Source organism: Xanthomonas sp. NCPPB 1754, assembly GCF_041475725.2.
In the GTDB taxonomy this organism is placed as follows: Bacteria; Pseudomonadota; Gammaproteobacteria; order Xanthomonadales; family Xanthomonadaceae; genus Xanthomonas; species Xanthomonas euvesicatoria.
Genome location: NZ_CM192982.1, coordinates 301,026 through 318,639 on the forward strand (window position 1 = coordinate 301,026; position 17,614 = coordinate 318,639).

Here is a 17,614-nt window from a genome sequence, read left to right on the forward strand (position 1 = left end):
CTAGCCTGTTTCCGCGCTTTTTCGTTATCACGCGCCGCCTTTCCGGGCGGCGTTTGCGTTTGATCCACTCACTGGAGTCGTTCGATGTCGCCTCGCCCGCTGGTTGTGCTCGGTTTGGTTGGTCTGTTGGCCCCGTTGCTGTGCAGCGCCGCCGATGGTGCCGCGCAGCGGCTCTCGATTGCCGACGTGCAGGGCGAAGACAGCCGCAGCCCGTACGACGGTCGCGTGGTGGAGGTGGAAGCAATCGTCACCGCCGATACGCGCGCGGGGCTGGCCGGCCTGTTCGTGCAGCAGCCCGGGTTCGAACCGCGGCGCTCGCATGGCCTGTTCGTCACCGGGGCCGGCAATGCCGAGCTGGCGGTGGGCGACCGCGTGCGCATCGTCGGCACCGTGCGCGAGGTTTCGGCAGGTGGCGAGGCGAGCCTGACCACCGTGGACGCCAGCAGCATCGAGCGGCTTGCCAGTGGCCAGCCGGTGCCGGTGCGCATGCTCAGCGGCCCGCCGGCCAACTGGGAAGCGCTGGAAGGCGAGCACGTGCGCATCGCCTCGCTCACGCTCAATGGCAGCGACCGCCTGGATACGTACGGCGAGCTGGTCGCCGCGTTCGGCGGACGCCTGTGGCAGCCGAGCGAGGTCGCCGCTGCCGGCACGCCGGCGTTCGCGCAGGTGCAGGCCGATAACGCACGTCGTCGCGTGTTGCTGGACGATGTGCGCAACGGCCGCAGCCCCAAGACGGTGTCGTATCTGCCGGCCGATCCGGTGTTGCGCAGCGGCAGCCTGCTCAAATCGGTCGATGGCATCGTCGATCAACGCTACGACGGCAACTATCGCATCCAGGTGCTGAGCCCACTGACCTTGCCGGCGATGCCCACAGCCGTTGCGCCGCAGGTGGGCGGCGATCTGCGTATTGCCTCGTTCAACCTGGAGAATTTCTTCAACGGCAATGGCCGTGGCGGTGGCTTCCCGACCAAGCGTGGCGCACGCACGCACGAACAGTTCCAGGCGCAGCTGGCCAAGCTGGTCGCCACCATCGTGCCATTGGACGCCGACGTGGCTGCGTTGATGGAAGTGGAAAACGACGGCAACGGCGCCGATGCGGCGGTATCGCAACTGGTGGCCGCGCTCAACGCTGCCGGCAAGGACAAGGATTGGCAGTTCGTCGATACCGGCAGCGGCCCGGGCGACGATGCGATCCGGGTCGGCATCCTCTATCGCAGCTCGCAGGTCACCCCGGTCGGCAAGCCGGCCACGCTGACCGGCGGGCCGTTCGAGAACCATAGTCGCGTGCCGCTGGCGCAGGCGTTTCGCAGTGCGCGCGGAGCCACCTTCGTGGTGGTCGCCAATCACTTCAAGTCCAAAGGCTGCGGCAACGCCAGCGGTGCAGACGCCGATCAGCAGGACGGCCAGGCCTGCTGGAATGCCACCCGGACCGAATCGGCCAAGCGGTTGCACCAGTGGCTGCAGACCGACCCCACTGGCGCGCAGACCAAGCTCGCCGTGCTGCTGGGCGACTTCAATGCCTATGCGATGGAAATGCCGATGCGCAGCCTGCGCGCCAGCGGCTGGCAGGACGCGTTTGCAGTGGCCGGTGTGAAGCAGCCCTACAGCTACGTTTACGACGGCCTGAGCGGGCGCCTGGACCATGCGTTGCTCAGCCCGGCGATGGCCAAGCAGCTGCGTGGCGCGGCCGAATGGCATATCAATGCCGATGTCATGGACGACGCCGGCTACGCCAAGCGCAACCTGCCGGGGCCGTGGCGCAGCTCCGATCACGACCCGGTGTTGCTGGGTTTTTCGTTGTAGCGCTGCCGATCGTGGCTGTGCACGCTGCACGCGTGCCAAGGCGAATTGGGGACGCGCGTGCTGCTGCAAACCGGGCGGTCATCGAGGATTGCGTAGGCCGTCGTCAAGCCAAGCGGACGCGGCGGACGATGACGCGAAGGTGATCACGGCGGCAGCACTGACGCCGACGCCGACGCGCGGCATGCGTTGAGGTGGTCGAGCCCAGCAGGGCGCGCATCGACCACCGATGCGTGCCCCACCTCCCTTCCCGCCTGGCGACCGCTCTGGCGATGGTGCCGTACGCCGATCGGTCGCTAGTTCGCGCATGTCCCATGTCGGCGACGCAGCCGCAGATTGAGCAGATGCGTGCTGGCCAGCAGCAGGCTGCCGGCGACCGTGACCGGTGTTTCCAGCGCATCGCCGACCAGACCGCTCGCTCCAATCACCAGCCCGGCCAGTCCGCACAGCGCCAGCACCCAGACCGGCGCCGGCAGGGCGTGCCGGCGATGCGTGCTCCATAGCGCGTAGCCGCTCAGCGGCACCGCCGCCGTGGCGAACATCACATGTATCCACTCGGCCCGGCTCCAGGCGCCCAGTAGCGGGAGCGTGGCGGCCAGCAGCGGCAGGGCGAGGCAATGCAACAGGCATAACCCGGACAGGGCGATGGCCGAGCTGTCCAGCAGGGAGGCGGTGGCGCGCATCAGAAGCATCCGGTCCAGTAAGTGTTATATAGTAACACTCCTTTCCCGCCAGGTTCTCAGGATGTCTCTGTCCCCCCAGCGCGATGCGCGCCTTCCCGTCACCGTGTTGTCCGGCTTTCTGGGTGCGGGCAAGACCACCTTGCTCAACCGCATCCTGCACAACCGCGACGGCTTGCGGGTGGCGGTCATCGTCAACGACATGAGCGAGGTCAACATCGACGCGCAGCTGGTTCGCGAGGGCGGCGCGGCGTTGCGGCGCACCGAAGAGACGCTGGTGGAATTCAGTAACGGCTGCATTTGCTGCACGCTGCGCGACGATCTGCTGCAGGAAGTGCGGCGGCTGGCCGAGCAGGGTCGCTACGACTATCTGCTGATCGAATCGACCGGTATTGCTGAGCCGATGCCGGTGGCAGCCACCTTCGCGGTGCGCGATGCCGATGGTTTCAGCCTGTCGGACATCGCCCGGCTGGACACCATGGTGACGGTGGTGGACGGCAGCCATTTCCTGGAAGACTTCGGCTCGGCTGCCACGCTGGCCGACCTGGGCCAGCAAGCCGGCCCGGACGACACGCGCGGGCTGGTGCAGTTGCTGGGCGAACAGGTGGAGTTCGCCGATGTGCTGGTGATCAGCAAGTGCGACCGCATCGACGCGCAGCAGCTGCAACGCCTTCGCGCCGTGTTGCGCGCGCTCAACCGCGACGCGGCAATTGTGGATGCCGCGCACGGCGAAGTGCCGCTGCAGCAGCTGCTGGACACCGGGCGTTTCGATTTCACCCGTGCGCAGCTGGCGCCGGGCTGGATGCAGGAGCTGCGCGGCCAGCACACGCCCGAGACCGAGGAATACGGCATCAGCAGCTTCGTGTACCGCGCACGCCGGCCATTCCATCCGCAGCGCTTCGCGCGCATGGTGCACAGCGGCTTGCCGCAGGTGATCCGCAGCAAGGGCTTCTTCTGGCTGGCCAGTCGCATGGATTGGGTGGGTGAACTGTCCAGCGTGGGCGGTGCCACCCAGACCAGCGCGGCCGGGTTCTGGTTCGCTGCGCGCCACCGTGTGGATGCGCAGTCGGTCGGCCAGCCGCTGCAGACCAGCGTCACGCCACTGCCATACACCGATATCGGCTGGCAGCGGCAACAGACGCAGTGCTGGACCGCGCCACTGCCGCAACCGCACGAGGTGGGCGATGCCAACGAATACGCCGCGATGCAGCGGTTGTGGCATCCGCTCTGGGGCGACCGCCGCCAGGAGCTGGCGGTGATCGGCGTGGACATGGATGCACCGCGCACACGCGCCGCGCTGGACGCGTGCCTGCTCAGCGACCAGGAACTACGGCAGGGGCCGGCGCAATGGCAACTGCTGGACGACCCATTTCCGCACTGGGCGCGTTGAAGGCAGCACTGCTGCCGCCCGACAGGCGAGCCGCGGACATCGCCAGTCCCATTGCACTGGCGAGATCGCAGTTTTGGTCAACGGCACGCTGTGTCGTGGCTGACGCCAGGGCGTGCGTGGGCGCTGGCGGTCCGCGGACGCTTTGCGCGCAACGACGACGCGCTCAATAGCCGTTGTTGATCGCCTCCTGATGGTCGTCGCGTTCGTTCTGCTCGGACAGCGCACGCTCCTGCGGCGTGGTGGGGATGCTGTCCATCAAGCGTGGCGCACCCATCCGATGCAACTGGTCGTCGGTGCGCTTGACCATGTCTTCCAGCGCCAGCACGTTGGTATAGCCCTGCATCATGCGTTCCAGGCGTCGGATCTTGTCGGGCGGAGCATCGCTCTCCTTCAAGGATTGCAGGCGCCGCTGCGCGCGCGTGTAATACCGTGCCATCTTGGTCATGTCGATATTTTCGCGGACCGCAAGCAACGCACGGCGATTGGACTGCATCACGTCATATTGGACCATGGCCAGCCGACTGCTGGTGGTCCTCGGCGCAGCGATCTTCTCCAATGGCGCCAGCGCCGCCAACATCCCATCGAGCTGCCGATCGCGCACGGCGTCGCGCTCGGCGATCAGGGCCGCGCGCATCTCGAACACCGACCTTTCCTGCGGGCTAGGCGCCCGGCGCTCCTTGTAGAGGCGCCGGCCGATGTTATGGCACTGCTCGTTGAGCGCGGCCAATTCCAGATTCATGTTGCGCACCGGGCGTAGCCGCCTGGACGGCGAGGGCGGAGCCGGTGTCGCCGCTTTCGGGGAAGCAGCCGGTGCTGGCCGCACGGGGAACGTCGGCTGCTGCGGCGGCCGTAGCGGTTCGCGCCTGGCCACGTTTGGAACCTGCTGCTGCCGCTGTTGCTCGGGAGCGCGTTGACGTTGCTGAAAGCGTTCTGACGCGCGTGGCGGCGACGGCGGTTGCTGCGGTGGCGCTGCTGTGTATATCGGCGCACGATTGCGCGGCTGAGGCATCGCCTCGGGCGCCTTCCATCGCGCATCGACGCCAGCCTGCAGTGCCGGTGGACGCGGGTGCGTGCCTTGCCTGGCAGCGTTCGGTGCCGATGTGGCCAGCGTAGGCTGGCTCTGCGCCGTTTTCGTGGCTGGCGCTCCCATGCACATCGACGGCAGCTGTTTGCGTAGCATGGCCAGCGACTTGCGTGCCGAAGCCAGCATGCCTTGCCGCGATTTGGCCGCGCCCTGCGCGGTGCCGGCCTTGGGCGCGTGAGACAGCAGGTGCGGCGACGGCGTCGCACCTGCTGTCGCTGCCGTATCGGTGGCTGCCGGATTGAACGGCTCCGGGGCAACCGGATGAGTGCTGCGAAAGAACGAAGTCAGGCGCATCACAAACTCCCGCGGGAATGCACGCTCATGCTAGCGACCGCCAACCGGCGCGGAAGGCGGATGGCGAACCGACGTCGCGCAGGCCGAAAGCGGGCGTCAACCCAGACGTATTCCCCAGGCGATCGCCGCGATGGCCGGTGCGGCCAGTGCCAGCCCCAACCAGCCGCGCAGGCCCAGGCGTTCGGCAAATCCCAATGTGCCCACCAGTGCCCCCAGCACGACCACACCCAGATTCATGCTGGCAAACACGGTCGCCGGGCTGTGCGGCAGCAGCTGGTGGGCACGTACGTAACACAGGATGTTGCCGAAATTGAGCGCACCCAACAGCACGCCGGCAAGCATGCTGCGGGTGCTCAGGCGTGCGCCACGTGCCCAACGCACGCTCTGCACGCCAAGCATCAGCAAGAAGGCCAGCGCAAAGCACAAGGTCAACGAGGTCAGCGATGGTGTCCCGGCCTGCGCGATGTGCTTGAGCAGCAGGTCGATGAGCGCAAAGCCCATCCAGACGCCAATCAGCCAGGGCAGGCCGGTTGTGCTCGGCAGCGGATCGGTCGCTAGGTGCTGACGGGGGCGTCGCACGATGCACACGATGGCCGCCATGCCCAGCGCAAGCCCTGCCAGTTTCCAGCCATTGACCGGTTCGCCGAAAACGGTGAAGGCGGCGGCCAACGAGAGCACCAGCGACAAGCGTTGCGCGACATCGGTGCGCACGACGCCGGCCACCGCGACCGACCGCGCCAGCACCAGGAAGATGGAAGGCAGCGCCACGGCCAACAGCAGCAACGCCAACCAGGGAGTGGTCGTGGCGCTTAGCGTGTCCAGCGCCGGATGCAGGATCAGCCAGGCCAGGAGTGCAGCGGTGGCGTAGTTCCAGGTAATGGCCTGAAACACGTCGATCTGGTGGCGTGGCGCAAGCTTCAACAGCACCGACACCAGGACACTGCAGACAACGGCAAACAGCAGAAAATGCATGGGCAACGCAACGAAGTGTGCAGGCAGGGCGATGAACGCGGCCGGCGGGGCGGCTATTATGCAGGCATGTCCAATCCCTCATTCCCCACCGAATCGGCTGCGTTGACCTTGGACGGGCCGGTCGGCCCGCTGGATGTCGCGGTCGATCTGCCCGAGCCGGATGTTGCCGCACACGCGGTCACCGCCATCTTCTGCCATCCGCTCTCCTCCGAGGGCGGCAGCATGCACAACAAGGTCGTCACCATGGCCGCGCGCGCGCTGCGCGAGCTGGGCATCACCGTGGTGCGCTTCAATTTTCGCAGCGTCGGCAATTCGGCCGGCGCGTTCGACCATGGCGATGGCGAGCAGGACGACCTGCGTGCGGTTGCCGAGTGGGTGCGTGCGCAGCGGCCAGGCCACACGTTGTGGTTGGGCGGTTTCAGCTTCGGCGCGTATGTCTCGTTGCGCGCCGCCGGCTCGCTCGAACCGCAGGTGCTGATCTCGATCGCGCCGCCGGCCGGGCGCTGGGATTTCAGCGACATCCAGCCGCCGGCGCAATGGTTGGTGATCCAGGGCGATGCCGACGAGATCGTCGACCCGCAGGCGGTCTACGACTGGTTGGAAACGCTGGAGCAGCAACCCGAGCTGGTGCGCATGCCCGACACCAGCCATTTCTTCCACCGCAAATTGATCGACCTGCGCGGTGCGATCCAGCATGGTGTCCGGCGCTGGTTGCCGGCCGCAGCCTGACCGCGGCACGGCCCACGCGTATCGCCAGGCGATGCGCTGTTGAGCGGTCCGCGCAACAGCCGGCGGCCCGCGGAGAATGCAATGAGTGAGATGACCCCGTCGCAGCGCTACGCCGCCGGCGTACAACGCGGCGACTGGCGCGCCGACCCTGCGCAGCAGGCGGCCTTGGCCGAGCTGGACCGCATCCACGAGGCGCTGGTGGACAGCGCGCAAGATGGTTGGCTGGACCGGCTGTCGGCGTTCTGGAAAAAGCCCGAGCCGGTACGCGGCTTGTACTTCTGGGGCGGTGTCGGGCGCGGCAAGACCTTTCTGGTCGATCTGTTCTACGACGGCCTGCCGATCAAGCAGAAATACCGCACCCACTTCCACCGCTTCATGCGCGGCGTGCACGAGCAGTTGCGCGAGCACGCAGGGCAAAGCGATCCGCTGGCACGCATCGCCCAGCAGTGGCGCGAGAACCTGCGCGTGCTGGTGCTGGACGAATTCTTCGTTACCGATATCGGCGATGCGATGCTGCTGGCACGTTTGCTCGAACGCCTGTTCGCCGAAGGCGTGACGCTGGTGACCACGTCCAACACCGCGCCGGAAAACCTCTATGCCAACGGCTTGCAGCGCGACAGTTTCATGCCGGCGATCGGGTTGCTGCAGAAGTTCTGCGTGGAGCTCTACGCCGAAGGCACCGAGGATTACCGCATGCGCGCGCTGACGCGTTCGCCGGTGTATCGCGCGCCGTTGGATGCGCAGGCCGACGATTGGCTTGCGCAGCGGTGGGCCGAGTTGAGCGGCAACGCCGAGGCGCGTGCCGGCAATATCGAAATCGAGGCGCGCAAGATTCCGGTGCGCGCACGCGGCAAGAGCATCGCCTGGTTCGATTTTGCTGCGCTGTGCGAAGGCCCGCGCGGACCCAGCGACTACATCGAGATTGCGCGCGAGTTCACCACCGTGTTGCTGGGCGGTATTCCGCACTTCGACCGCATGAACGAAGACGCCGCGCGCCGCTTCGTCAACCTGATCGACGAGCTGTACGACCGCCATGTCAATCTGGTCTGCACCGCGCAAGACGCACCGCCGGCCCTATACAGCGGCCAGCGCCTGGCCGGTGCATTCGAGCGCACCGCTTCGCGCCTGATCGAAATGCAGAGCGCGGAGTATCTGGCAACGGCGCATCGCGCGTGAGTCGGTCATCGGATAGGCGATGACCTGTGCGATTGCCACTGCCGTGCATGTGCGGTGGTGGCACTGCACTGCCGGCAGCGTGACCGCTCAACTGCGGTTGACGACGATAGTCGGGTTGTTGCTGGTACGTCCTTCAATTCCTTCGTGGAGCCGATGAGGCGCCCCAGGTGATGCCGTGCGCATCCGGCGATCGTGATACGTGCCGCCGCCATGTCACCGGCGGCTGGCCTCTTTCTTCCAGCGCTGACCCTGCAGCGCGACTGCGACGCAACTCCCAGCCAGCGTCCAAAGTTCTGGTCGCAATGGCCGATGGTCCCTCACGGAGCCAAGCCGCAGAGGACATCCCAATAAATCGCTTGCAATTAGATCGCGCACTATGTAAATTGCGTCCCATGGACACCGCCACGGCCACCACTGCCCGCACCGACGCGCTGCTGCAGCTCGACAACCAGCTGTGCTTTGCGTTGTATTCGGCCAACCTGGCGATGCACAAGCTCTACCGCGGCTTGCTGAAGGCGCTGGACCTGACCTACCCGCAGTACCTGGTCATGCTGGTGCTGTGGGAGACCGACGAACGCAGCGTGTCGGAGATCGGCGAGCGCCTGTACCTGGATTCGGCCACGCTGACGCCGTTGCTCAAGCGCCTGCAGGCGGCCGGGTTGGTGACCCGCACGCGTGCGGCCAACGACGAGCGCCAAGTCATCATCGCGTTGACCGAGACCGGCCGTGCGTTGCGCAGCAAGGCGGGCGCGGTACCGGAGCAGGTGTTTTGTGCGTCGGCCTGTTCGTTGGACGAACTGCGTCAACTCAAGCAGGAACTGGAGAAGCTACGCTCCAGCCTTGGCGCCGGGTGAGCTTCCGGCATGTGCACTGTTTTGCAACGCGTTGTACACGATTCAATCGTCAACTATTGAACCTATTGAACCCTCATGCGCCCCTCGCGCTCACCCTGGAGAACCACCATGGCCTCACCTGAAAAAGTCCTCTACACCGCCCACGCCACTGCCACCGGCGGCCGCGAAGGCCGTGCCGTGTCCTCGGACAAGGCGCTGGACGCCAAGTTGTCCACCCCGCGCGAGCTCGGCGGCGCCGGCGGCGACGGTACCAATCCGGAGCAGCTGTTCGCAGCCGGTTACGCTGCCTGTTTCATCGGTGCGATGAAGGCCGTGGCCGCACAGGACAAGCTCAAGCTGCCGGGCGAAGTGAGCATCGACAGCAGCGTGGGCATCGGCCAGATCCCGGGCGGCTTCGGCATCGTCGTGGAACTGCGTATCGCCGTGCCGGGCATGGACAAGGCCGAACTGCAGACGCTGGTCGACAAGGCCCATCAGGTCTGCCCGTACTCCAATGCGACCCGCGGCAATATCGACGTCACCCTGACCCTGGCGTAATGCAGGCCAGGCCGCGATGCGCAGTGCGTGTCACGGTTTCAACGACGGCCCGGCGCATGCGTCGGGCCGTTGTGCGTTGTGGCTTGAGAAGATTGCAGGTTAGCGCACGCATTGCCCGGCGATGACGCGCCAGCGGGCACTTCGGCGTCGCCTGTCATGGCATGCGCCGCGCGGCGTACGCACCGTGACGCACGGCAAGCGCATCGAGCAGACGCGCGCAAGGCGACACGCTGCTTAGCGCCTCGCCGTAGCCGCCACGCCAGTGGAGGCCACGACATCCGCCGGCTGCGGGTGCGCGTTGAGTTCCAGCATCTGCAAGCGCTCGCCGTTGAAGCGGTACTCCAGCGCTTGCTGCACGGCGTAGAGCGCTTGCGCCCGCACGCACAGGGTGCGGGCCTGCGCTTGGAGCGCGTCGCGGCCCTGCATCTGCTGCTGCATCTGCGCATCCAGGTCCGCACCACGGCGTTCCATCTGCGCAGCGCGTCCGCTCATCACCGTCCACATCATGCTGCGGGTGAGGCTGCCGGCCAGCTCCTCGGCGGCATGTTCGACGTTGGCTTCAAAGCGTTCGTCGAACAACGCTTGCTCCCACCGTCCACGCCCGAGGCTGCCATCGACCTGCGCCCGTGCTGCCGTGCGCAATTGCTCCACCTTGCGCCGCTGGCGCGCGCTGCCGGACAGCACGTGCACCACGCCATTGAGCGCATCGAACGTGATGTCGACCACCGACTGGGCAACCGACGCCACCGCCGGCATCAACGCGCGCGTGCCTTGCTCCAGCTCGCGCAGGCGTTGCGCGTCGGCGGCGCTGACCGGCTGTGGTTGGCGGTCCACGTTGAGCTCGCCACCGTGGAAAAAGATCTCGCGCGGCAGGCCCTGTTTGCGGCGCAGCCAGATACCGCCGTTATCTGCGAGCACGTCGTAGGAGGTGCTGACCGTGCATTGCTGCGAGGACAGCCGCGGCGTTGCGGTCTGGGCCTGTGCGGCGCAGGCCACCAGCAGCCACAACGGTGCGAAGAACACGGTGCTGCGCATGCGGTGGCCTTGGGAATCGGGCCTTCAGCATTGCGCACGGTGTAGGGCGCCGCCATGGGAAGGAAGTCAGGGTGCCGCCGGTGCGCGTCGACAGGCGGTTGCAGCGAAGCGTGAACCCGGTCGAGCATCGGCGCACTGACGGCATTCAAACGACGCGCTCACTTGATTCTCACGGCTGATGGTGTGAATTATGTTGCACAGCAGCATCGGAGCCACGCAATGCTCGACCCACGCATCGAAAAGGTAGACCTGGCGCTTACCGAGATTGCCCAGGACCCGTCGGAAAAGGTGGCGCTGTGGCAATGGGCATGCCGCGAGATGCTGCACGAGACGCTGATCGGCATGCACCAGCTTTCGCATCTGGCCGGCATCGCCCGGCAGGTGGCCACCGACTGGCGCGAGCCGGTGGATGTCATCGCTCCCGCAAAGCCCTACCTGGCCGCGTCGGCGCTTGCCGACCGCCGTCTGCCGCAGGTGCTCGACGGCCTGGGCAGCACGCACGACGACAACGACCGCGCCACCCTGTGGCGATTGCGTTACGCGAGCCTGATCGCCTCGACCCTGCAAGGCATGCAGGCGCTTGCCGAAAAGCACCGCATCGACCGCCAGGCGATGGCGATCGGGCCGTTGAACTAGCGGCGATCGGGCCGCACCCTCGTAATCGTGAGTGTCTTGCACGTAGCAGTCGACGCTTGCGCGGCCGGCAGAACGGGCGCGCGACCGAGCGGCATCACCGGATCATCTTCAACCCCAGGTTTTTCTGCACGATGGTGCATGACGGCGTGGTCTTGCCCTGAGGCTGCCGTGCGGCGCAGCCGCATTCCACCGTCTGCCACCAATGTCTTGCGCAGCACGTGAGTCCGGCGGGCCGCCACCGGCCTATCAGGGCAGCGATGGCGCAGCGATGAAAATGATCAGGCAGCTGCTCGTCTGAATCGAATGACGTTCATCTCTCTCCCACAACAGGCGGGCGCCACCCGCGTCGATACCAGAAAGCCTGCCTTGCATTGGTTCGGGCATTGGTGACAAAACGCTTCAGCCGTGTGTGAGAAGTTGGCGCCCAACTCAAGGGCGGGCGACCCAAGGCATCCAGGCGCGCTGCATCTTTCAGGATCGCTGTCGTCGTGCGCGGCGAGATGGGCTGTGCGTCATCCAGTCCGTAGGCTTGCCGCGCCGCATCGGCGGCCAGCGCCTTACGCGTCCGCGGCGATAACTCTTGCAGCCTCTGGCGCGTACTTTGGACCAGGTCGGGGGCGATGACCGGAGTTGAGGCATAGATCTTGCGAGGTACGGGCGGGGTGCGAACGACGCTCTCCACGCCGCGCAGATGTGCATGGAACTCGGTTTGCGGATCCTCGATTTCGGCTTGCAATGCGCGGGTCCTGGCCAGCGCATCGATTGCACCCGGCTTGTCGAAGCGCTCAATCGGATAGGTGGATGTGCGGTGGTATGTTCCGGCCCAGCGCGAATCCCTGAGTAGAACCGCCGGACCATCGGACCACGAGTCGAGAACGACGGCCGAGTCTTGGGCCTCTGCCGAGCCTGGAGGCTGGTACAGCGCGTACATGTGGGCGCACGCTTGGTCACAGACGTTGGTTATCTGCCCGCCACCCTCCATGCGGGCCGCATGCCGGCGTGTGTTGATCGCTGCGTTTTGGTCACAATTGCCTGCGCTGACAGCCAGCGCGCAACCTGCCATCAAATTGATGTCATGTTTCCCGGGCCAGTAAGACAGGAAACTGTAAGACAGGTAACTACAGGTGGAGCTGCGCCCATTGCTGAGCCGAAAATCGCTCTCGATATTGCCTCGTCCATGATGCAAGGCCAGCCGTGTCTCGTGCACCGTTGCCGTAGCGTCGGCTAGGCGTTGACGGTCGCGAACGTCTTCAATGGGCCTGCCGCTGAGGCGCATTCCGAGTGGGTAGGCGGCCTGCTGGACTTCGTGCGGCTGCAGGGTCGGTTTCCCGGAGCGCCTCCGCCTCGCACGGGCAGCGCCGAGTCTCGCCAAGCCCTGCAGGCTAGGCGGCACCGATGGCTCGGGTAAAGGCGTGGGGGCGGTGACCTGCTCTGAGGCAGGGCTTTCGGGATGCTCAGGTGACGCTGCCACGCTCGACCCAGACATCGCCGGCTTTGAAATGCATAGTCCCATGTCGCTCTCCGATCATGAACCCCGCACCCAGTGTGGCAAGGTGCTCGGCGAACGTTGCTGGTTCGCCGAAGTCGTGTGTGGGATCACGAATGATTGGCGCTGGCGCCGCCGCGCATTGGGTCGCTTGGGAATGGAAAATCGCAAGCGCGAAGGGTGTAGAGAGGCACGACGAATACCGTTAGTCCAGAGCGACCACGGCCTTGCCGAAGTTCTTGCCGCGCAACACGTCGATCAGGCCCTGCGGGGCGCTGTCCAGGCCGTGCAGCACGTGCTCGCGGTACTGAATTTTGTCTTCGCGCAGCCACTGGCCCATTTCGCGCAGGAAGGCAGGCATCAGGCGGATGAAATCGTGCTGGATGAAGCCGCGCACCGTCAGGCGTTTGCGCAGCACCTGGCCCATGAAGTCGGGCAGGCGATCCGGGCCGGGGTGGGCTTGCCCGCGGCTGTTGTAGGTCGCGATCACGCCGCAGACCGGGATGCGTGCAAAGTCGTTGAGCTGCGGCAGCACCGCATCGAACACCTTGCCGCCAACGTTTTCGAAATAGATGTCGATGCCGTCCGGCGTTGCGGCGCGCAACTGCTCTGCAAAGTCGTCGGCGCGGTGGTCCAGCGCCACCTCCACCTGCAGCGTGTCACGCAGGTAACGTACTTTTTCTTCGCCACCGGCGATGGCGACCACGCGCAGGCCCTGCAGGCGTGCCAGCTGCGCCACCGTGGCGCCGACGGGGCCGCTGGCGGCAGCGACCACCAGCGTTTCGCCGGGCTGTGGCTTGCCGATTTCATGCAGGCCCGCATACGCGGTAAACCCGGGCATGCCATAGACGCCGAGCGCGGTGCTCAGTGGCAGGCTGTCGTCCTTGGGCAGCTTGCGCAGGGGTGTCGTGGGGGTCAACAGGCTATGCGTCTGCCAGCCGCCGGGCAGCACCAGCAGATCGCCAGGCTGATAGTCGGCGTGATTGGACGCAATGACTTCGCCGACGGTGCCGCCTTCCATCACGGCATCGATGGCCACTGGCGCGGCGTAAGAGGGACCTTCGTCCATGCGGCCACGCATATACGGGTCCAGCGACAGGAAGCGATTGCGGACCAGAATCTGGTCGTGCCCGGTCGGTGCGACGGCGACCTCTTCGATGCGGAAATTGTCGGCGCTGGGTTCTCCGTGCGGGCGCGATGCCAGCACGATGCGGCGGTTGATGATGGACGTCATGGGAATGGCTCGTAGGCAGTCCGCGCGTGCGCGGTCGGATGAGCACAGCCGCTGTGCGGCTGCGCGGGAGAGTGCTGTCACAGGCGCAGCAGGGTGCATGGTCGGCACACAACGCGACATGCCCCCTGATGCACTAGCGCGTTGCCGATGACTCCGGCGCGCTGGCGCTGTCCAGTTGCGCGATCTGATCGGCACTGAGCGCCACGCGTGCGGCTGCAAGCACATCGTGCAACTGGGTCACGCTGGTGGCGCTGACGATCGGCGCGGTCAGGCCGGGGCGTGCGATCAGCCAGGCCAGCGCAATCTGCGCAGGCGTTGCATTGTGCGTCACGGCCAGATCGTCCAGCGCCTGCAGGATGCGCAGGCCACGCGGGTTGACGTACTGCTTGACCACCGATGCACCGCGTGCGCTGCTCTTGCCGGCGTCGTCGGCGCTGCGATATTTGCCGGTGAGAAAGCCGCTGGCCAGCGAGTAATAGCTGATCACGCCCAGCTCGCGTTCGCGCACGAGGGGCTCCAGCTCGGCTTCGTAACCGGCGCGGTCGTACAGGTTGTATTCCGGCTGCAGGCTTTCGTAGCGCGGCAGCTTGTACTGCTCGGAAATATCCAGCGCATCGCGCAGGCGCGCAGCACTGTAGTTGGACGCGCCGATCGCACGCACCTTGCCTTGCTCAATCAGTCGGCCGAATGCCGCCAGCGTTGCTTCCAGCGGAATCGATTCGTCGTCTTCGTGCGCCTGGTACAGATCGATCACATCGGTCTGCAGACGCGTCAGCGAATCTTCCACCGCTGCTGCGATGTTGTCCGGCGACAGGCCGGGATGCTCGCTCCACTTGGCGACCTTGGTGGCGATCAGCACCTTGTCGCGCTTGCCGCTGCGCGCAAGCCAGCGCCCGATGATGGTTTCCGATTCGCCGCCGCGATTGCCCGGCACCCAGCCGGAGTAAGCATCGGCCGTATCGATGAGATTGAAGCCGGCATCCACGAATGCATCGAGCAAGGCAAACGAGGTCGCCTCGTCCGCGCTCCAGCCGAACACATTGCCGCCGAAGACGATCGGTTGAACCTGCAGGCCGGAGCGGCCGAGTGCGCGGGGTTGGGTCATCGTGGATGCTCCTGATTCGAACTGGCAACAGGATAGTCACGCACACCGATGTTGCGTGTGACATCTGCGTGGATTCAGCGTTCCGCCGATCGTCCTCAGCAGCTCACAGGATCTGAACATGTCGGCGACGGGGGACGCGGCAACAGGCCTTGTGCGAATGCACGACGGGCACATGGCAGGCCCGGGAGCGCATGCTAGGCTCGCGCTACTTTTTCCCGGATGAGGGTGCTGCGATGATCGGCAACAAGCTGGCCTGTGCATGTGTGATGGGTGTGGTGGTGGCGATGAGCGCGCCGCTGGCGATGGCGGTGAAGCCTGCCGATAGCGCGAGCTTGCCCGCGCCCGACGCCGCATTGCAGGCGGCCATCAACGGCAACTGGCGCGACCGCGTGTACGTGCAGCGCGATCAGTATCGCCATCCCGGTCAGACGTTGGCGTTCTTCGGCATCAAGCCGACCCAGACCGTCATCGAAATTACTCCCGGCGGCGGCTGGTATTCGGAAATCCTGGCGCCGTACCTGCGCGAAAAGGGCAAGTACGTGGCCGCAGTGGTCGACCCGGCGTCGGCACCGGAAGGCCGCAGCCGCGATTACGCGCAGCGTGCGCGCGACGAACTGGAGAAGAAGTTCCATGCCAAGCCGGAGGTGTATGGCAAGCCCTCGCTCGTGTCGTATGTGCCCAAGTCGCCGTCCTTTGGCGTGGACAACTCCGCCGACCTGGTGCTGACCTTCCGCAACGTGCACAACTGGCGCATGGCCGGCACTGCCGAGGCGATGTTCGCCGGCTTCTACAAGGTGCTCAAGCCCGGCGGCGTGCTTGGCGTGGTCGAACATCGCGCCAAGGCCGATGTGCCGGCCGACGACAAGAGCGGCTACGTTGGCCAGGCACAGGTGATTGCAATGGCCGAAGCCGCCGGTTTCACCCTGGTTGGCAAGAGCGAGGTCAACGCCAACCCGCGCGACACCAAGGATTACCCGGGCGGTGTGTGGACGCTGCCGCCTAGCAACAGCCATGACAAGGCCGACGATGCCAAGTACCAGGCCATCGGCGAGAGCGACCGCATGACCTTGAAGTTCGTCAAGCGCTGACGCCCGGCTGCATGCCGGCGCGTTGCGCGTGTCGGCATGCAGATGTTTGACGTCATTAGGGCATGTGCAGCGCGTCGCGCAACAGGATTGGCAATGTTGGTGTTGTTGAACAAACCCTACGGTGTGCTCTCGCAATTCAGCGACCGCTCGCAGCCGCCCAAGCGCACGCTGGCCGAATTCGGCTTGCCGCCCGATGTGTATGCCGCAGGCCGTCTGGACCACGACAGCGAAGGCTTGCTGTTGCTGACCGATGACGGTGCATTGGCGCATCGGCTGACCGACCCGCGCCACAAACAGCCCAAGACTTACTGGGTCCAGGTGGAGGGCGCGCCGCAGCCCGAACAACTCCAGGCGTTGCGCGACGGGGTGGTGCTCAACGATGGACCCACCCGGCCGGCACAGGTGCGCATGCTCGACCAGGCACCGCAGCTGTGGCCGCGCGATCCTCCGGTGCGCGTGCGCAAGACCGTGCCCGATGCCTGGCTGGAGCTGCAGATCACCGAAGGCCGCAACCGTCAGGTGCGGCGCATGACCGCGGCGGTGGGCTTGCCGACCTTGCGCCTGGTGCGCGTGGCGATCGGCGATTGGCGGCTGGACGCGCTTGCACCTGGGCAGTGGCGCGCTGAAGACACTGCCAGCGCGCGCCCGAGCCGGAGCCGGCGCTGAGGTGTGGCGTCTGTGGCGGGCGCGGTACGCGTGGCATTGCGTTAACGCGTGTAGCCGCTGGCAGGACGTTCGCGTCGCCGGCGGGCGCAACGACCGGAGCGTGTGATCGGGGAGATCCTGTTCTTGTCTCGCGCTTCGCCTGAGCCACGTATGGCCGACCGTTATTCGATAGGTTTGATGGTCGTCCCATATCTGACGCAGACGGCACGCAGCGTGGGCCCCTCAATCGCTGACATCGATGCATTGCGCTGCACGCAGACATGCATGCCACAAACGAAAAACGCCACGGCGCCAAGCCGTGGCGTTTTTGCATGACTTCGCGCGATGGCTTATTCGATACCGTCGCTCGGGGTCACTGCACCGCGGCGCTGGTAGGCCGCACGGCGTGCGTTGGCATTGCTGGCATGTTCGCGATCCAGACGATGCACATTGCCGCCGAGCACCTGCTGGTCACGCTGACGCTTGCGGTACACCGCATAGCCGATCAGGCCCAGGCCTGCGACCGCGGCGGCAACCGTCACGGCCGGGTTGCGCTTGACCAGTCTGCTGGCGGCCTTGCCACCGGTGCGCACTGCGCCGAGCGCGGCGCCGGTCTTGAGCCATTCGCTTGCGCTCGGTCCGAAATGACGCAGGCTGCTGCCGGCGTGGCGTGCCTGATCGCCCGCATTGGACGCGGCATGACGCAACTGGTCGCCTGCAGTGCCGGCCAGTTCCAGGGCACGCTCCAGGGCGCGTTCGGTGATCACAGTCAGCTTGCTCATCGGAGGCGTTTCCTTTCTGAGTACGTGATCTGCAGTCTGTGCGCTGATGCGTATAGGCGGCGTTAGCGGGACCGGGTGCCGTTTGGC

17 protein-coding genes are annotated in these 17,614 nt (G+C 65.9%); 9 read left to right on the plus strand and 8 right to left on the minus strand.

Features of this window, described 5'->3' with window-relative positions; translation table 11 throughout:
• The first annotated feature begins 84 nt into the window (after positions 1-84).
• A complete protein-coding gene (locus tag ACCQ15_RS01325) occupies positions 85-1,803 on the plus strand; it encodes an ExeM/NucH family extracellular endonuclease (protein WP_218539700.1) in 1,719 nt (572 codons plus the stop codon).
• Positions 1,804-2,096: 293 nt separating this feature from the next.
• Here the strand turns inward: ACCQ15_RS01325 and ACCQ15_RS01330 are convergent, their stop codons facing one another.
• The gene (locus tag ACCQ15_RS01330) at positions 2,097-2,492 is read right to left on the minus strand and encodes a MerC family mercury resistance protein (RefSeq protein WP_014089041.1); all 396 of its coding nucleotides are present in this window, start codon (positions 2,490-2,492) and stop codon (positions 2,097-2,099) included.
• A 52-nt stretch (positions 2,493-2,544) separates the two neighbouring features.
• Between ACCQ15_RS01330 and ACCQ15_RS01335 the strand changes: the two genes are divergently transcribed.
• Positions 2,545-3,870: a GTP-binding protein gene (locus ACCQ15_RS01335; protein ID WP_008572284.1), complete on the plus strand. Its 1,326-nt coding sequence runs from the start codon at positions 2,545-2,547 to the stop codon at positions 3,868-3,870.
• A gap of 163 nt (positions 3,871-4,033) precedes the next feature.
• Here ACCQ15_RS01335 and xopR read toward each other — a convergent pair whose 3' ends face one another.
• Positions 4,034-5,248, minus strand: coding sequence for a type III secretion system effector protein XopR (gene xopR / locus ACCQ15_RS01340; protein WP_277612564.1), 1,215 nt, complete (start codon positions 5,246-5,248; stop codon positions 4,034-4,036).
• 96 nt (positions 5,249-5,344) lie between these two features.
• Positions 5,345-6,220 carry an EamA family transporter gene (locus ACCQ15_RS01345; protein WP_031420709.1) on the minus strand — a complete coding sequence of 292 codons (876 nt, stop codon included), beginning with the start codon at positions 6,218-6,220 and terminating at the stop codon, positions 5,345-5,347.
• A gap of 66 nt (positions 6,221-6,286) precedes the next feature.
• Between ACCQ15_RS01345 and ACCQ15_RS01350 the strand changes: the two genes are divergently transcribed.
• The 4 genes from ACCQ15_RS01350 (at position 6,287) to ACCQ15_RS01365 (ending at position 9,516) form a co-directional block, all read left to right on the plus strand.
• Positions 6,287-6,949: an alpha/beta hydrolase gene (locus ACCQ15_RS01350; protein WP_372381122.1), complete on the plus strand. Its 663-nt coding sequence runs from the start codon at positions 6,287-6,289 to the stop codon at positions 6,947-6,949.
• Positions 6,950-7,030: 81 nt separating this feature from the next.
• Positions 7,031-8,125: a cell division protein ZapE gene (gene zapE, locus ACCQ15_RS01355; RefSeq protein WP_011345994.1), complete on the plus strand. Its 1,095-nt coding sequence runs from the start codon at positions 7,031-7,033 to the stop codon at positions 8,123-8,125.
• 392 nt (positions 8,126-8,517) lie between these two features.
• Complete coding sequence (locus ACCQ15_RS01360) at positions 8,518-8,979, plus strand: MarR family winged helix-turn-helix transcriptional regulator (RefSeq protein ID WP_005912321.1); 462 nt, start codon at positions 8,518-8,520, stop codon at positions 8,977-8,979.
• 108 nt (positions 8,980-9,087) lie between these two features.
• The gene (locus ACCQ15_RS01365) at positions 9,088-9,516 is read left to right on the plus strand and encodes an organic hydroperoxide resistance protein (protein ID WP_003488682.1); all 429 of its coding nucleotides are present in this window, start codon (positions 9,088-9,090) and stop codon (positions 9,514-9,516) included.
• Between the two features lie 234 nt (positions 9,517-9,750).
• Here the strand turns inward: ACCQ15_RS01365 and ACCQ15_RS01370 are convergent, their stop codons facing one another.
• The gene (locus ACCQ15_RS01370) at positions 9,751-10,551 is read right to left on the minus strand and encodes a DUF2884 family protein (RefSeq protein ID WP_303400136.1); all 801 of its coding nucleotides are present in this window, start codon (positions 10,549-10,551) and stop codon (positions 9,751-9,753) included.
• Between the two features lie 219 nt (positions 10,552-10,770).
• Here ACCQ15_RS01370 and ACCQ15_RS01375 point away from each other — a divergent pair, with 219 nt between their 5' ends.
• The gene (locus ACCQ15_RS01375) at positions 10,771-11,187 is read left to right on the plus strand and encodes a hypothetical protein (RefSeq protein WP_008572318.1); all 417 of its coding nucleotides are present in this window, start codon (positions 10,771-10,773) and stop codon (positions 11,185-11,187) included.
• A gap of 310 nt (positions 11,188-11,497) precedes the next feature.
• On the opposite strand, the gene xopE is transcribed toward ACCQ15_RS01375, so the two are convergent.
• The 3 genes from xopE to ACCQ15_RS01390 form a co-directional block, all read right to left on the minus strand.
• Complete coding sequence (gene xopE, locus ACCQ15_RS01380; protein ID WP_372381123.1) at positions 11,498-12,700, minus strand: XopE/AvrPphe family type III secretion system effector; 1,203 nt, start codon at positions 12,698-12,700, stop codon at positions 11,498-11,500.
• Between the two features lie 178 nt (positions 12,701-12,878).
• Positions 12,879-13,907: an NADPH-dependent curcumin/dihydrocurcumin reductase gene (gene curA, locus ACCQ15_RS01385; protein ID WP_122273426.1), complete on the minus strand. Its 1,029-nt coding sequence runs from the start codon at positions 13,905-13,907 to the stop codon at positions 12,879-12,881.
• Positions 13,908-14,040: 133 nt separating this feature from the next.
• Positions 14,041-15,012 carry an aldo/keto reductase gene (locus tag ACCQ15_RS01390; protein WP_008572321.1) on the minus strand — a complete coding sequence of 324 codons (972 nt, stop codon included), beginning with the start codon at positions 15,010-15,012 and terminating at the stop codon, positions 14,041-14,043.
• Positions 15,013-15,245: 233 nt separating this feature from the next.
• On the opposite strand from ACCQ15_RS01390, the gene ACCQ15_RS01395 reads away from it, so the two are divergent.
• A complete protein-coding gene (locus ACCQ15_RS01395; RefSeq protein WP_011346001.1) occupies positions 15,246-16,100 on the plus strand; it encodes a class I SAM-dependent methyltransferase in 855 nt (284 codons plus the stop codon).
• Between the two features lie 93 nt (positions 16,101-16,193).
• Entirely contained in the window at positions 16,194-16,766 is a 573-nt protein-coding gene (locus ACCQ15_RS01400; RefSeq protein WP_029818317.1) for a pseudouridine synthase, read from the plus strand.
• A 329-nt stretch (positions 16,767-17,095) separates the two neighbouring features.
• On the opposite strand, the gene ACCQ15_RS01405 is transcribed toward ACCQ15_RS01400, so the two are convergent.
• Positions 17,096-17,527 carry a hypothetical protein gene (locus tag ACCQ15_RS01405; protein WP_218489568.1) on the minus strand — a complete coding sequence of 144 codons (432 nt, stop codon included), beginning with the start codon at positions 17,525-17,527 and terminating at the stop codon, positions 17,096-17,098.
• Positions 17,528-17,614: the final 87 nt, after the last annotated feature.